Origin of the sequence: Rhizobium sp. R339 (assembly GCF_002211395.1) — a bacterium.
Taxonomy (GTDB): Bacteria; Pseudomonadota; Alphaproteobacteria; order Rhizobiales; family Rhizobiaceae; genus Rhizobium.
In genome coordinates this window covers 521,661-535,636 of record NZ_LOKV01000001.1, presented here as the reverse complement: position 1 = coordinate 535,636, position 13,976 = coordinate 521,661, and the positions used below count along the sequence as shown (strand labels likewise).

At 61.1% G+C, this 13,976-nt stretch carries 13 protein-coding genes; 6 read left to right on the top strand and 7 right to left on the bottom strand.

The annotated features are described in order from the left end of the window. Nucleotides 1-197 precede the first annotated feature (197 nt). The 3 genes from ATY76_RS02595 to ATY76_RS02585 form a co-directional block, all read right to left on the bottom strand. The gene (locus tag ATY76_RS02595) at nt 198-1,565 is read right to left on the bottom strand and encodes a glutamine synthetase family protein (protein WP_088673201.1); all 1,368 of its coding nucleotides are present in this window, start codon (nt 1,563-1,565) and stop codon (nt 198-200) included. A 144-nt stretch (nt 1,566-1,709) separates the two neighbouring features. Then, nucleotides 1,710-3,266 carry an amino acid permease gene (locus ATY76_RS02590; protein ID WP_088673200.1) on the bottom strand — a complete coding sequence of 519 codons (1,557 nt, stop codon included), beginning with the start codon at nt 3,264-3,266 and terminating at the stop codon, nt 1,710-1,712. 120 nt (nt 3,267-3,386) lie between these two features. After that, the gene (locus tag ATY76_RS02585; RefSeq protein ID WP_088673199.1) at nt 3,387-4,157 is read right to left on the bottom strand and encodes an N-formylglutamate amidohydrolase; all 771 of its coding nucleotides are present in this window, start codon (nt 4,155-4,157) and stop codon (nt 3,387-3,389) included. A 176-nt stretch (nt 4,158-4,333) separates the two neighbouring features. Between ATY76_RS02585 and ATY76_RS02580 the strand changes: the two genes are divergently transcribed. From ATY76_RS02580 to ATY76_RS02555, 6 genes are all read left to right on the top strand, one after another. Further along, nucleotides 4,334-5,206 (top strand): MurR/RpiR family transcriptional regulator, encoded by an 873-nt coding sequence (locus tag ATY76_RS02580; RefSeq protein ID WP_088673198.1) that lies wholly within the window; start codon nt 4,334-4,336, stop codon nt 5,204-5,206. A gap of 189 nt (nt 5,207-5,395) precedes the next feature. Then, nucleotides 5,396-6,499, top strand: coding sequence for an ABC transporter substrate-binding protein (locus ATY76_RS02575; protein WP_088673197.1), 1,104 nt, complete (start codon nt 5,396-5,398; stop codon nt 6,497-6,499). Nucleotides 6,500-6,571: 72 nt separating this feature from the next. Next, nucleotides 6,572-7,465, top strand: coding sequence for an ABC transporter permease subunit (locus ATY76_RS02570; RefSeq protein WP_088673196.1), 894 nt, complete (start codon nt 6,572-6,574; stop codon nt 7,463-7,465). Further along, nucleotides 7,462-8,250: an ABC transporter permease gene (locus ATY76_RS02565; RefSeq protein ID WP_088673195.1), complete on the top strand. Its 789-nt coding sequence runs from the start codon at nt 7,462-7,464 to the stop codon at nt 8,248-8,250. Before ATY76_RS02570 ends, ATY76_RS02565 begins: the two co-directional genes overlap by 4 nt. A gap of 12 nt (nt 8,251-8,262) precedes the next feature. Beyond that, complete coding sequence (locus ATY76_RS02560; protein WP_088673194.1) at nt 8,263-9,324, top strand: ABC transporter ATP-binding protein; 1,062 nt, start codon at nt 8,263-8,265, stop codon at nt 9,322-9,324. Between the two features lie 183 nt (nt 9,325-9,507). Next, on the top strand, nt 9,508-9,888 hold the full coding sequence (locus tag ATY76_RS02555; protein WP_088673193.1) for a pentapeptide repeat-containing protein: 381 nt from the start codon (nt 9,508-9,510) through the stop codon (nt 9,886-9,888). A 209-nt stretch (nt 9,889-10,097) separates the two neighbouring features. Here ATY76_RS02555 and ATY76_RS02550 read toward each other — a convergent pair whose 3' ends face one another. Genes ATY76_RS02550 through ATY76_RS02535 form a run of 4 tightly spaced genes read right to left on the bottom strand, consistent with a single transcriptional unit; the run spans nt 10,098 to nt 13,964 of the window. Beyond that, nucleotides 10,098-11,099 (bottom strand): ABC transporter ATP-binding protein, encoded by a 1,002-nt coding sequence (locus tag ATY76_RS02550; protein WP_088673192.1) that lies wholly within the window; start codon nt 11,097-11,099, stop codon nt 10,098-10,100. Between the two features lie 10 nt (nt 11,100-11,109). Further along, nucleotides 11,110-12,171: a Gfo/Idh/MocA family oxidoreductase gene (locus tag ATY76_RS02545; RefSeq protein ID WP_088673191.1), complete on the bottom strand. Its 1,062-nt coding sequence runs from the start codon at nt 12,169-12,171 to the stop codon at nt 11,110-11,112. Then, nucleotides 12,168-13,007 carry a carbohydrate ABC transporter permease gene (locus ATY76_RS02540; RefSeq protein ID WP_088673190.1) on the bottom strand — a complete coding sequence of 280 codons (840 nt, stop codon included), beginning with the start codon at nt 13,005-13,007 and terminating at the stop codon, nt 12,168-12,170. The genes ATY76_RS02545 and ATY76_RS02540 overlap by 4 nt, the downstream gene beginning before the upstream one ends. Before the next feature lie 9 nt (nt 13,008-13,016). Further along, a complete protein-coding gene (locus tag ATY76_RS02535; RefSeq protein WP_088673189.1) occupies nt 13,017-13,964 on the bottom strand; it encodes a sugar ABC transporter permease in 948 nt (315 codons plus the stop codon). Nucleotides 13,965-13,976 lie beyond the last annotated feature (12 nt).

Genomic DNA, 13,976 nt, shown 5'->3' with positions numbered 1-13,976 from the left:
TAGCCCCTCATCCGCCTGCCGGCATCTTCTCCCCGCTTGCGGGGAGAAGGGGATATGCCGCAACCTCGCTGTTCCCCACTAACCTCTCGCGGGGCACGTCCCCTCTCCCCGTTCACGGGGGTCCGAAGGACGGGTCGAGACCCGCGGCTCGACCCCGGTCGGGTTAGGGTGAGGGGCAAGCAACTCGCAAAATGCTATTAAGCTCTTTCGAACCCGCGCGCCACTTCCCAATCGGTGATGCGGCGGTCGTATTCTTCCTGCTCCCATTCGGCAGCACGCGTATAGTGGTCGATCACATCGTCGCCGAAGGCTTTGCGCAGCATTGCCGATTCCGTCATCGCAGTCGTGGCTGCGCGCAGCGTGCGCGGAATTTCGCGGATATCCTTGCCGCCATAGGCGTCGCCGACGAAGGGGGCTTCGAGTTCCAGCTTGTTTTCAATTCCGTCGATGCCGGCGGCAAGCAGCGCGGCGAAGGCGAGATAGGGGTTGAGATCGGAGCCGCCGACGCGGCATTCGATGCGGATCCCCTTGGTCTCCTCGCCGCAGAGGCGGTAGCCGGCGGTGCGGTTGTCCTTGCTCCAGATCGCCTTGGTCGGCGCAAAGGTGCCGGCCATGAAGCGCTTGTAGGAATTGATGTAGGGTGCCAGGAAATAAGTGATCTCGCTCGCATGGGCGAGAAGCCCGGCAACATAATTATGCATCAGCGGCGACATGCCGTATTTGCCGGTATGGTCGAAGAACAGCGGCTTTTCCTCCAGGCTCCAGAGCGACTGGTGAATATGCGAGGAGCTGCCGGCGGCATTGTAGTTCCACTTGGCAAGGAAGGTGATGGCCTTGCCCTTCGACCAGGCGATCTCCTTGCAGCCGTTCTTGATGATCGCGTGCCGGTCGGCCATGGCGAGCGCGTCGGCATAGCGCACGTTGATTTCCTCCTGGCCGGCGGAAGCCTCGCCCTTGGAGTTTTCGACCGGAATGCCGGCGCCCTGCAGGCCGGTGCGGATCGCCCGCATCACCTCTTCCTCCTTGGTGGTCTGGAAGATGTGGTAATCCTCGTTATAGGCGCTGGCGAGCTTCAGGTTGCGGTAGCCCGAGCTATGGGCCGTCTCGTAACTCTGATCGAACAGGAAGAATTCGAGCTCGGAAGCCATATAGGCCTTCATGCCCATGTCTTCGAGGCGCTTCACCTGCTTCTTCAGGATCGCGCGGGGCGAATGGGCGACCTCTTCGTGTGTGTGATGGTCGAGCACGTCGCAGAGCACCAGTGCCGTGCCCTCCAGCCAGGGGATGCGGCGCAAGGTCGAAAGATCCGGCTTCATCGTATAGTCGCCGTAGCCCTTTTCCCAGCTCGTCGCCTTGTAGCCGGAGACGGTCTCCATCTCCATGTCGGTGGCGATCAGATAGTTGCAGCTATGCGTCTCCTTCCAGGCGCTTTCGACGAAATATTCCGCCTGGAAACGCTTGCCCATTAGCCTTCCCTGCATGTCCACCTGGCAGGCGAGAACCGTATCGATGCGCCCTTCGGCAACATCCTTCCTGAGATCGTCGATCGTGTAGCTGCTGCTCATAATTGATCCGCCTGAAACTGGGATTGAGAAATCGGGGCAACGAAATCGCATTCGCTCGGCCGGACGCTGCGGCCCGATGCCATTTCGTTGATCCGGTGGCTGGGCCGCGAGGCGGCCCAGCCGTTGAGAGGGAAGCTTCGATGCTTAGCGTTCGCGGCTTTCGCCGACGGCCGCTTCGGCCGCCGCGATTTCGGCCTGGCGCTTTGCCACCTCGGCGCCGATCGGCGGCCCCTTGAAGCGGCGGCTTTCGAAGCCGAACCAGACGATCCCGGTGACCACGAGGAAGCCGACGGTGATGTAGAGCGCCCATTCGTTCGGCGGCTGGATGCCGAGAATGAAGATCAGCACCATCGCGATGATCGTCAGCACGGCAAACAGCTTGAAGACGCCCTCGCCGAGATTCCACGGACCCATCTTGTCCCACTTCGACGTACCCCAGGCGAAGAGGCCGAGCGTGATCGGGATCGCGAAGGAGAAGAACAGGAAGATGACCGTGCACGAGACGACGATCGTATAAACCGGCGTGTCGCCGATCGTAACGAGCGAAGAGCCCCAGACAAACAGCACCGACAGGATCGAGCCGGTCCAGATCGCAGCGACCGGCGTACGGTACTGCGGGCTGACCTTCGACAGCGCCTTCGATGCCGGCAGGCCGCCGTCACGCGAGAAGGCGAAGATCATGCGCGAAACCGAGGTGACGGTCGCAAGGCCGCACAGCCACTGGCTGACGAAGATCGCGAGATAGAGGATGTCCTTGACGACAGGGTTGACCTGGCTGTCCATCGCCCAGAAGAACACGTTCCAGCCCTGCTTGGCCGCCTCGTCCATATTCGGCAGCATGAGCACGAAGGCGCACAGCATGATGTAGCCGAACAGCGCCGACCACAGCACCGACGAAACCATGCCGCGCGGAACCGATTCGGCGGCTTTGACGGTCTCTTCCGAGGTATGCGCCGAGGCGTCATAGCCGGTGATGGTGTAGATCGGCAGCAGCAGCCCGAGAAGGAAGACCCAGGCGCCCGAGGTGGACGGCCAGACATTGCCGCCGACTTCGCCGGAATAGTTGGCGAAGGTGAAGAGACGGCCGAATTCATAGGAGGGCGCTGCGATGAGGCAGACGACCGCCAGCGCGATCGAGGTCGCGAAGATCAGATAACCCGAAAAATCGGTCAGCTTCGCGGTCAATCCGATGCCCATATGGTTCACCAGCGCCTGCGCGCCGGTGATGATCACCAGGAAGATGATGCGCACCGTCGTCGAATCCGTCAGCCCGAGATAGGTCGTGCCGAAGGAGCCCATGAAGAAATAATAGGTGCCGACGTTGATGGCTCCGAGCACGGTGACGAGACCGAGCAGGTTGAACCAGGCGGTCAGCCAGCCGGTGAAGCGGTTGCCGAGGATCGAGCCCCAGTGATAGAGGCCGCCCGCCGTCGGATAGGCCGAGCTGATCTGTGCCATCGCGACGGCGAAGACGAGCGAGATGAAGCAGCCGAGCGGCCAGCCGATGCCGATCGCCGCGCCGCCGGCGCCCGAAGTCGCCTGCGCCAGCGAATTGATGCCGCCGGAAAGGATGCAGATGATGGAGAACGATACGGCGAAGTTCGAGAATGAACTCATTCGCCGTTCGAGTTCCTGGGCATAGCCCATCGAATGCAGGATGTGCACATCCTGCTTCTTGTCTAAATCGGTATAGTCCGACATGACTTCCCCCTGTTCACGATCGGCCGCGGGATTGCGGCCATTCAGTGCCAATTGCCCGCGGCATTTGCGCCATGCGGACGTCCGCAGATAAACTGCTCCCTCGGGTCTTCTTTTCTTTTGTCAGGCTTCCAGGCTTTGCTGGAGAAGCCCTGTCAGATAGTCGGCCATGACCCCTTGGCCGCCATCGTCTGCGATGAGGTCGTTGCGGACCTCGATCATCACATTGCGCAAGCCGTTCGAAAGACCGTGCAGGATCAGCGTGTGGGTCACGCCGTCCGCAGGCCCGTAAGGCTGGTTGCGTTCAGTCCTGTAAAGCGGCGCTTCGGCCGCAGCGTCCAGCATGCGATCGGCAAGCCGGCTGTCCTCATCGTGCAATATGCCGAGTTCGACAGCACGTTCGCGGCCGTGATAGACCGGCGTGAAGCTGTGCATTGTCACGATGATACTGTCCTGCCCCCTCGCCCTGCGATCGCGGATCAGCCCGCGAATGGTGTCGTGGAAGGGCACATAGAGTGCATCCGTGCGCGCAAGGCGCTCTTCGTCGGTCAGATCCGTGTTGCCGGGAATGGCGTAGATCTCGCTGGTCTCGGGCATGGCGCCGGGTGAACTGGGCGGCCTGTTGCAGTCATAGATGAGCCGGGAAAAGCGCTGGTAGACGAGCGTCGCGTCGAGCGCCTGCGATATGCCGCGGGCAACCGCCAAAGCCCCGGGATCCCAGGCGATGTGGCTCGACAGCGCCTCCGCGGGCAGGCCGAGATCACCGAAACGGGCGGGAAGCGTTTTCGAGGCATGCTCGCAGACGAGCAGCACCTCGCTCCGTCCGCCGGTGCGTTCGATCCCGACGCAATCGCCGTCCGCTTCGCTGAGGATTTTCGGCCGGGCCAGCACCAACGGCGCCACTCCTATCCCTTAATGAAAGCTTTACAGAAAAGAATTCTTCAGCTTTTGGCGACTGTCAAGCATCCGCTGAAAATTTCTTTTCATGACAGTGGTTGACATGGATTGTGACAGCGTTGTTAAATTTGGTCGGAGGAGTGGCGCCAGACCACCCCCGGGGAGCAAGATCAGTGACCACCGCGTCGAAGACGGTTTCGGACGTCATACATTCGCATCTCGGCGTGTTGACGCGTGCCGAGAAGCAGTTGGCGGAAAGCCTTCTCGACAATTATCCGGTTTCCGGCCTCGGCAGCATCACCACGATCGCGGAGAATGCCGGCGTCTCGACGCCGACCGTCGTGCGCATGGTGCAGAAGCTCGGCTTCAAGGGCTATCCCGACTTTCAGGCGCGTCTGCATCTGGAGGTGGAGGCGACGATCTCCAACCCGATCGCCAAGCACGACCGCTGGGCCCAGAACGCGCCGGGCACCCACATCCTCAACCGTTTTGCCGATGCGATCATGGGCAATCTGCGCCAGACGCTGACCGATCTCGACACCGCGACCTTCGACAGCGTCGCCTCGCTGCTGTCGGATCGCAAGCGCGGCCTCTATTTCGTCGGCGGCCGCATCACCGGCGCGCTGGCCGAGTATTTCTTCACCCACATGCAGGTCATCCGGCCGGCGACGACCCTGCTGTCGTCGAATTCCAGCAGCTGGCCGCAATATGCGCTCAACATGAATGCCGGCGATATCCTGATCATCTTCGACATTCGCCGCTATGAGCAGGAAATGGTCAGCCTTGCCACCGCCGCCCGCAAGCGCGGCGCCGAAATCGTCGTCTTCACCGACCAATGGGGTTCCCCCGCCGCCAAGCTTGCCCGACATGCCTTCCGTGTGCGGATCGAGGCGCCCTCGGCCTGGGATTCCTCCGTCGTCACCCTGTTCATCGTCGAGGCGCTGATCGAAGCCGTCCAGAATTCGACCTGGGACGAGACGAAGGAACGCATGAAGACACTGGAGGGTCTGTTCGAGCAAACCAAACTCTTCCGCAAACCGGGTTAGGAGGACAAGACCAAGAGGGAGAAAAACAACGGCGGATCTTTGCGGAAACAAACCGCGCTGTCGCAAATGGAACATCTGTCACAAGCGCCTGCTATTCATGCAAAATCACCGTCACGCAGCCGTCACACAAGCTTCATGTAAGCTGATTAACAGCATCGCCAGACACTGAAAACCCGAAGGAGAACAACAGTGATCTCTAACATTTCTCGACTGCTGTCGCTTTCTACTGCGATGATCGTGGCTACGACCGCGATTGCCGCCGCAGAACCGAGCGCTGAACTGATCGCCGCCGCCAAGAAGGAAGGCACACTGACCACCATCGCTCTCCCGCACGACTGGTGCGGCTACGGCGAGGTCATTGCCGGCTTCAAGGCCAAGTATGGCCTCGAAGTCAACGAGCTGAACCCGGATGCCGGTTCGGGCGACGAAATCGAAGCCATCAAGGCAAACAAGGGCAACACCGGTCCGCAGGCCCCCGATGTCATCGACGTCGGCCTCTCCTTCGGCCCGTCCGCCAAGAAGGACGGCCTGATCCAGCCTTACAAGGTTTCCACCTGGGATTCGATCCCGGATACGGCAAAGGATGCGGAAGGCTACTGGTACGGCGACTATTATGGCGTTCTCTCGTTCCTCGTGAACAAGGATCTCGTCAAGGAATCGCCGGCCGACTGGGCCGACCTGAAGAAGAGCGACTATGCAAACAGCGTCGCGCTGGCAGGTGACCCGCGCACCGCCAACCAGGCTGTCCAGGGCGTCTATGCCGCCGGTCTTTCCGCAGCGGGCGGCGACGCCGCCAAGGCAGGCGAAGAAGGACTGAAGTTCTTCGCCGAGCTCAACAAGAACGGCAACTTCGTGCCCGTCGTCGGCAAGGCCGCTCCCTTCGCACAGGGCTCCACGCCGATCATCGTCGCCTGGGACTACAACGCCATGTCCTGGGGCGAAAGCCTGAAGGGCAACCCGCCGTTCGAAGTCGTCGTTCCGAAGACGGGCGTCGTTGCCGGCGTTTACGTCCAGGCGATTTCGGCCTTCGCTCCGCACCCGAACGCTGCCAAGCTCTGGATGGAATATCTCTATTCCGACGAAGGTCAGCTCGGCTGGCTGAAGGGCTATTGCCACCCGATCCGCTTCAACGATCTTGCCAAGAACAACAAGATCCCGAAGGAACTGCTCGACAAGCTGCCGCCGGCAGCAGCCTATGAAAAGGCTGTCTTCCCGACGCTCGAAGAGCAGGCCGCCGGCAAGGAAGCCATCACCAAGAACTGGGATAGCGTCGTCGGCGCCAACGTTAAGTAAACTATGATCCGGCCTCCCCGCCCCCAAAGGGCGGGGAGGTTTTCTCACTCCGATGCCCAGGATGAGCTTTTCATGAGTACCGTTTCAACGCCGATGGTGAGCAGCGCCCCCTTGATCAACAAAGAACGCGTGATCGACTGGCTGGGCATTGCGCCCTTCATCATTTTTTCTCTGCTGTTCCTGATCATCCCCACGCTCTATCTCGTGGCGGGCGCATTCCTGACGCCCGAGGGCGATTTCACGCTGAAGAATATCGGCGATCTCTTCACGCCATCGATCATGAGCGCCTACTGGATCAGCATCAAGGTCTCGGTGGCATCCGCTCTCGGCGGCGCGCTGATCGGCTTTTTCCTCGCCTGGGCCGTCGTGCTCGGCGGCCTGCCCGCCTCGGTACGCTCGACGCTTTTGACCTTCTCCGGCGTCGCCTCGAATTTCGCCGGCGTGCCGCTCGCCTTCGCCTTCCTGGCGACGCTCGGCCGCACCGGCCTCGTCACGGTCTTCCTCAGGGAATGGTTCGGCTTCAATCTCTACGGCACCGGCTTCAACCTTCTGTCCTTCTTCGGTCTCACCATCACCTATATGTATTTCCAGATCCCGCTGATGGTGCTGATCCTGACGCCGGCACTCGACGGCATGAAGAAGGAATGGCGCGAGGCCTCTGAGATTCTCGGCGCCACCAACCGCCAATATTGGACGATGGTCGCCCTGCCGATCCTCTGGCCGAGCCTGCTCGGCACCACGCTCCTGCTCTTCGCCAATGCCTTCGGCGCCATCGCCACCGCCTTCGCGCTGACCGGCAGCTCGCTGAACATCGTGCCGATCCTGCTCTACGCGCAGATCCGCGGCGATGTGCTGCACAATGCCAATCTTGGCTACGCCATCGCGCTCGGCATGATCGTCATCACAGGCGTCTCCAACGTCCTTTACCTCATGCTGCGCATGCGCGCCGAGCGGTGGCAGAAATGAAAACACAACGCCTTGGAGCCTGGATCGCCATCATTCTCGGCGCATCCTATTTCATCATTCCGCTGATCGGCACGATCGAGTTTTCGCTGCGCATGCGCCGCGGCGAATACAGCCTCGACGCCTATCAGTCGGTCTTTTCGGACGCCCAGTTCCGCGAAACCTTCGGCTACTCGATGCTGATGGCGCTTCTGACCATCGTCTTCGGCATGCTACTCGTCGTGCCGACGGCCTATTGGGTGCGGCTGCGCCTGCCGCAGATGCGCCCGGTCGTCGAATTCATCACGCTGCTGCCGCTGGTCATTCCGGCGATCGTCATCGTCTTCGGCTACCTCAGAATGTACAACTCGTCGTCCTACCTGCCCTTGACGGGTTCGACGACCGGCACCAACGCCCTGCTGGTCTTCTCCTATATCACGCTGTCGCTGCCCTATATGTACCGCGCCGTCGATACCGCCATGCGCGCCATCGACGTGCGCACGCTGACGGAGGCGGCCGAAAGCCTCGGCGCCCGCTGGACGACCATCATGTTCCGCTGCATCTTCCCGAATGTGATGAGCGGCGTGCTCTCCGGCGCCTTCATCACGCTCGCGATCGTCATGGGCGAGTTCACCTTCGCCGCACTGCTCAACCGCCCGGCCTTCGGCCCCTACCTGCAGCTCGTCGGCGCCAACAAGGCCTATGAGCCTTCGGCGCTCGCCGTCATCGCCTTCTCGATCACCTGGCTCAGCATGGGCCTGCTCAATCTCGTTTCCCGCTTCGGCAAAGCCCGCCCGGCAAAGGCTTAAGGTAACCGGCTCATGTCTTTTCTCACACTGAACAACATCCAGAAATCCTTCGGCCCGGTCCAGGTCGTCAAAAATTTCAACATGAACATCGAGAAGGGCGAATTCATCTCCTTCCTCGGGCCGTCGGGCTGCGGCAAGACGACGGTTCTGCGCATGATCGCCGGCTTCGAGACGCCGACCGGCGGCACGCTGACCATCAACGGCAAGGACCAGAGCGCGCTGAAGCCGAACCAGCGCAATATCGGCATGGTCTTTCAGGCCTATGCCCTGTTCCCCAACATGTCCGTGCACGACAACGTCGCCTTCGGCCTCAAGGTCGCCGGCGCGCCGAAGCCCGAGATCGACGCCCGCGTCAAGGAAATGCTCGGCCTGATCAAACTCGATCACCTGGCCGACCGCTATCCCTACCAGCTGTCGGGCGGCCAGCAGCAGCGCGTCGCACTTGCCCGCGCGCTCGCCGTCAAGCCGCAGGTTCTGCTGCTCGACGAGCCGCTGTCGGCCCTCGACGCCAAGATCCGCGTGTCGCTGCGCGAGGAAATCCGCCAGATCCAGCAGCAGCTCGGCATCACCACGGTTTTCGTCACCCACGATCAGGAAGAAGCCCTATCTATCTCCGATCGCATCGTGGTGATGAATGCCGGCAAGGCCGACCAGATCGGCTCGCCCTTCGAGATCTACAACAAGCCGGCCACGCGCTTCGTCGCCTCCTTCGTCGGCACGCTGAACCTGATCGAAGCTCAGGTCGTCGATCCCGACGCCAACCTCATCCAGATCGGCGATCAGAAGATCACGCTGAAGCAGTCGGTCGCAGCCCACAAGGCCGGCGAAACCATCTCCCTGGCGCTGCGCCCGGAAGCGGGCTCGCTCTCCGACACCGCCAAAAGCGATACGGCGCTCACCGGCCAGGTCGTCTCGGCCCACTTCCTCGGCTCCGTCATCCGCACCCGCATGAATGTCGGCGGCAACGTCATCTCCTTCGACATGTTCAACAGCCCCGGCGTCACCCCGCCGCAGGCCGGCGAAACCGTGACGCTGCGCTTCATGGCGGCCGACCTGCTCATCATCCGTGACTGATCCGGCAACGGGATTTGCTCGAAAGGCGCTGCCGACGCGGCGCCTTTTCATTTCTGCTCGCCCGACCAACGGCATGGCCAGAATGGCGTGAGCTCGTTTCTATTTCAGATTCAAGGGGTCGTATATGATCATGCAGTCTGGCATTCTTTGGGTTGCAATCATGATTGACCGGAGGAAACGACAATGAGCGATCACCAGGAACAAAACCCATTTGATGGCCCTCAGATGCAGGGAATGCATTACGAGCGGGCCGATATGTCAGGCGCTCATTTCGATGGCGTAAACCTCGCGGACGCACGATTTTACGCTGTTTTGACCAAAGCAAGGTTCACCGACACCAATTTAAGCGAAGCGGTTTTTGACGATATAAGCCTTGCAGATGCGCGCTTTAACAACGTGAATCTGTCTGGTGCCGCCATCACGAATGCAAACCTATCGCGATTGAGCATAAGCGGCGTTACGTTGGCAGATTCAGACATTCAAGATGCCGATTTAACGGGGATGCGGATCAATGGCGTTCTCGTAACCGATCTATTTATGGCCTATGAGCGGGCGAAAATCTGAAGGCCATTTTTCCCAAATCATGCGTAATGCCGCGCAAATCCCGATTAAAGCGACACTTTTGCTATTGAATTTCGCAGTGTCGCCAAATCGGATTTCTGCAGCAGATGAATGTGCAGAATGCTTCACGAGAAGAAAAACGCCCTGATTGCCCGTGCCGCAAATGGATTCGGCACGATTAAGGACGGGCTTTTTTTCATTGCATCATCCGCTCAACGGATCGCTCGGCCGTCCGCATCGAAGCGATGCACCCGCGCCTGATCCGGCGTCGCATAGACGATCTCGTCGGGCTCGTATTGGTGCTCGCCGAAGAGGCGCGCCGTCAGCAGGCCGCACTGGTCGGATTCGAGATAGATGATCGTGTCGGCGCCGAGATGCTCGACATGCACGACCTTCGCCGCCCAGCTCCCCTGCTCGCGCGACAGCGTCATGTGTTCGGGACGCACGCCGATCGTCTTGGCGCTGTGGTCGCCGACTTTCTCGCCGGCGATGAAGTTCATCTGCGGCGAGCCGATGAAGCCGGCGACGAAGACATTGGCCGGACGATTGTAAAGTTCCATCGGCGAGCCGATCTGCTCGATCGCGCCGGCATTCAGCACCACGATCTTGTCGGCCAGTGTCATCGCCTCGACCTGATCGTGGGTGACATAGATCATCGTCGCCTTCAGGCTGCGGTGCAGCCGGGCGATTTCGAGACGGGTCTGGACGCGCAGCGCCGCGTCGAGATTCGACAGCGGCTCGTCGAACAGGAAGAGTTCCGGTTCGCGCACGATGGCGCGGCCGATTGCGACACGCTGGCGCTGACCGCCTGAGAGTTCGGCTGGACGCCGCGCCAGATAGGGCGCGAGCGACAGCATGCCGGAGGCCTTGCCGACACGGCTGTCGATCTCGTCCTTGGGTGTACCCGCCTGCTTGAGGCCGAGGCCCATATTGTCCTTCACCGTCAGATGCGGATAGAGCGCATAGGACTGGAACACCATCGCGATGCCGCGCTTGGCCGGCGGCGTCAGCGTCTCGTCGCGGCCGTTGATGACGACGGCGCCCGAGGTAACGTCCTCGAGGCCGGCGATGCTGCGCAGGAGCGTCGATTTCCCGCAGCCCGACGGGCCGACGAAGATGACGAATTCGCCGTCCTTGACTTCGAGGTCGATGCCCTTCAGCACCTCATGCGTGCCATAGGTCTTGCGGATGGATTTGAGTTGAAGCGATCCCACTATCTTTTCCTTACAATCTGACCGGCTGGCCGGTGCGCACGCTCTCGTCGGCGGCAAGGCAGATGCGCAGCGACGCCACGGCATCCGCCATATGGCGGTCGAGGTTCAGATCCTCGCGGATCGCCCTCAGCATGAAGGCCTGTTCCAGGTCGCAGAGCGCCTGATGACCGGGCTCGCCCGTCATCCGCATATCCTGGTCGGGCCGGATGAACTTGCCGTCCGGGCCGGTTTCGGCCGTGTGCAGACGGATCACCGAAGTCTTGGTGTGGGTGTCGATATCGTCGGACTTGGCGTTCGGATCCATGACGATCGACACCGCGCCCTTGGGCGACATCACGTCCTTCACGAAGAAGGCGGTCTCCGAAATCATCGGCCCCCAGCCGGCCTCGTACCAGCCGACCGAACCGTCCTCGAAGAGCACCTGCAGATGACCGTAATTATACATGCCGGCGGCGACCTCGTCGGAGAGGCGCAGCCCCATGCCGCGCACCTCGACGGCTCTCGCATCGGTGATCTGGCACATGACGTCGACATAATGCACGCCGCAATCGACGATCGGCGAAGTGGTCTGCATCAGCGACTTGTGGGTCGCCCAGGTCGGGCCGCTGGACTGCTGGTTGAGATTCATGCGGAAGACGTAAGGCGGACCAAGCTTACGCGCCTCCTCGATCAGCTTCGTCCAGGACGGATGATGGCGAAGGATATAGCCGATCACCAGCTTGCGCCGCGCCTTCTTCGCCGCCGCCACGACACGTTCGGCGTCGGCGACGGTGGTCGCCAGCGGCTTTTCGACGAAGACGTCGCAGCCGGCCTCAAAGGCGGCGACGGCATAATCGGCATGACTGTCCGAATAGGTATTGATCGAGCAGAGGTCAGGCTTCAGCTCGGCTAGCGCCGTCGTGAAATCGGGATGAACCGTATAGGCCTCCAGCTCGGGCTCCAGCTTCGGCGTCGAGCGGTTAACGAGACCGACGATCTCGAAACCGGGATTGTTGTGATAGGCGAGCGCATGGCTGCGGCCCATATTGCCGAGACCGGCAACGAGAACGCGGATCGGTTTTTCCTGGCTCATTTGACGGCTCCCGAGGTGATGCCGCGGATAAGCTGCCGCGAGAAGATGACGTAGAGGACGAGGATCGGCAGGATCGCCAGCGACAGCGCCGCCAGCACCGCATTCCAGTTGGTAACGAACTGGCCTATGAAGATCTGCGAGCCGAGCGTCACGGTCTTGGTGGCCTCGGCGGGCGCCAGGATCAGCGGGAACCAGAGATCGTTCCATATCGGGATCATGGTGAAGACGGCGACCGTCGCCATGGCCGGGCGTACCAGCGGCAGCACCAGGCGGAAAAAGATCGCATATTCGGAAAGCCCGTCGATACGCCCGGCATTCTTGAGATCGTCCGAAACCGTGCGCATGAATTCCGACAGGATGAAGATCGCCAGCGGTATGCCTTGCGCGGTATAGACGAGGATCAACGCCGTCAGCGTATTGACGAGGCCGGCCGCCACCATGCCCTGCAGGATCGCCACCGTGCCGAGGCGGATCGGGATCATGATGCCGATCGCCATATAGAGCCCGAGCAGCATATTGCCGCGGAAGCGGTATTCCGACAGCGCGAAGGCCGCCATGGCGCCGAACAGCAGCACCAGCAGGATCGAAACGATCGTCACGATGAAGCTGTTCTGGAAATAGGTGGCGAAATCGCCCTGCCCCAGCACCGTCTGGTAGCCGACCAGGCTGAAGGTCGACGGCGTCGGGACCATCAGCGGCTCGCGGAAGATCGAGGCGCGATCCTTGAACGAGTTGACCACCGTCAGGAAAACCGGAAACAGCGCGACCAGCGTGTAGGCGCTGAGCGCCAGATGCACGAGGCCGGTGCGGATGGGAGATGTGCGTGCCTTGGACATGCGCGCTCCTCAGAACTGGTAGCGACGCATGCGCCGCTGGATGACGAAGAGATAAAGCGAGACGCCGGCGAGGATGATGAGGAACATCACGGTGGCGATCGTAGCGCCCATCGAGCGGTCGCCGAGCTGAAGCTGGAAACCGAAGAAGGTGCGGTAGAGCAGCGTGCCGAGAATGTCGGTCGACATGTCGGGCCCGGCGAGCGCCCCCTGCACGGTGTAGATCAGGTCGAAGGCATTGAAATTGCCGACGAAGGTGAGGATCGAGATGATGCCGATCGCCGGCAGGATGAGCGGCAGCTTGATCTTCCAGAATTGCGCCCAGCCCGTGATGCCGTCGCATTCGGCCGCCTCGATCACTTCTTCGGGGATGCTCAAAAGCGCGGCATAGATCAGCATCATCGGAATGCCGATATATTGCCAGTTGGAGATGAGCGACACGGCGATCAGCGCCGAGCCGGGCTTGCCGAGCCAGGGCGCGAACAGGAATTTGAGCCCGACGAGATCAAGCATCCAGGGCGCCACACCCCAGATCGGCGACAGGATCAGCTTCCAGATGAAGCCGACGATGACGAAGGAAAGCAGCGTCGGCAGGAATATCGCCGTGCGGTAGAAGGCCACGCCGCGCAGCTTCGGCACCGAAAGCAGAGCGGCAAGCGCAATGCCGATCGGGTTCTGCACGCACATATGGATGGCGAAGAAGATCAGGTTGTTGACCAGCGCATTCCAGAAATCATGCGCCCAGCGCGGATCGCCGAACAGTACCTTGAAATTCGCCAGGCCCACGAAGGCCGGCTGTCCGTCGACCACATTGTAGAGCGAAAGCCTGAGCGTTTCGATGAGCGGCAGCACCATAACGGCGGAGTAGACGATCACCGCAGGCAGCATAAAAACGAAGATGTGCCAGCGCACCGGGCGCTTGATCGGGACGATATCGGCCGCGTTGTCGGTTTGGCTCATGGCTTTTGCCTT

Excerpts from the sequence above, each read along its gene's own strand:
- ATY76_RS02595 (WP_088673201.1), bottom strand. The coding sequence starts at position 1,565 with ATGAGCAGCAGCTACACGATCGACGATCTCAGGAAGGATGTTGCCGAA.
- ATY76_RS02590 (WP_088673200.1), bottom strand. The coding sequence starts at position 3,266 with ATGTCGGACTATACCGATTTAGACAAGAAGCAGGATGTGCACATCCTG.
- ATY76_RS02570 (WP_088673196.1), top strand. The coding sequence starts at position 6,572 with ATGAGTACCGTTTCAACGCCGATGGTGAGCAGCGCCCCCTTGATCAAC.
- ATY76_RS02565 (WP_088673195.1), top strand. The coding sequence starts at position 7,462 with ATGAAAACACAACGCCTTGGAGCCTGGATCGCCATCATTCTCGGCGCA.
- ATY76_RS02560 (WP_088673194.1), top strand. The coding sequence starts at position 8,263 with ATGTCTTTTCTCACACTGAACAACATCCAGAAATCCTTCGGCCCGGTC.
- ATY76_RS02555 (WP_088673193.1), top strand. The coding sequence starts at position 9,508 with ATGAGCGATCACCAGGAACAAAACCCATTTGATGGCCCTCAGATGCAG.
- ATY76_RS02545 (WP_088673191.1), bottom strand. The coding sequence starts at position 12,171 with ATGAGCCAGGAAAAACCGATCCGCGTTCTCGTTGCCGGTCTCGGCAAT.
- ATY76_RS02540 (WP_088673190.1), bottom strand. The coding sequence starts at position 13,007 with ATGTCCAAGGCACGCACATCTCCCATCCGCACCGGCCTCGTGCATCTG.
- ATY76_RS02535 (WP_088673189.1), bottom strand. The coding sequence starts at position 13,964 with ATGAGCCAAACCGACAACGCGGCCGATATCGTCCCGATCAAGCGCCCG.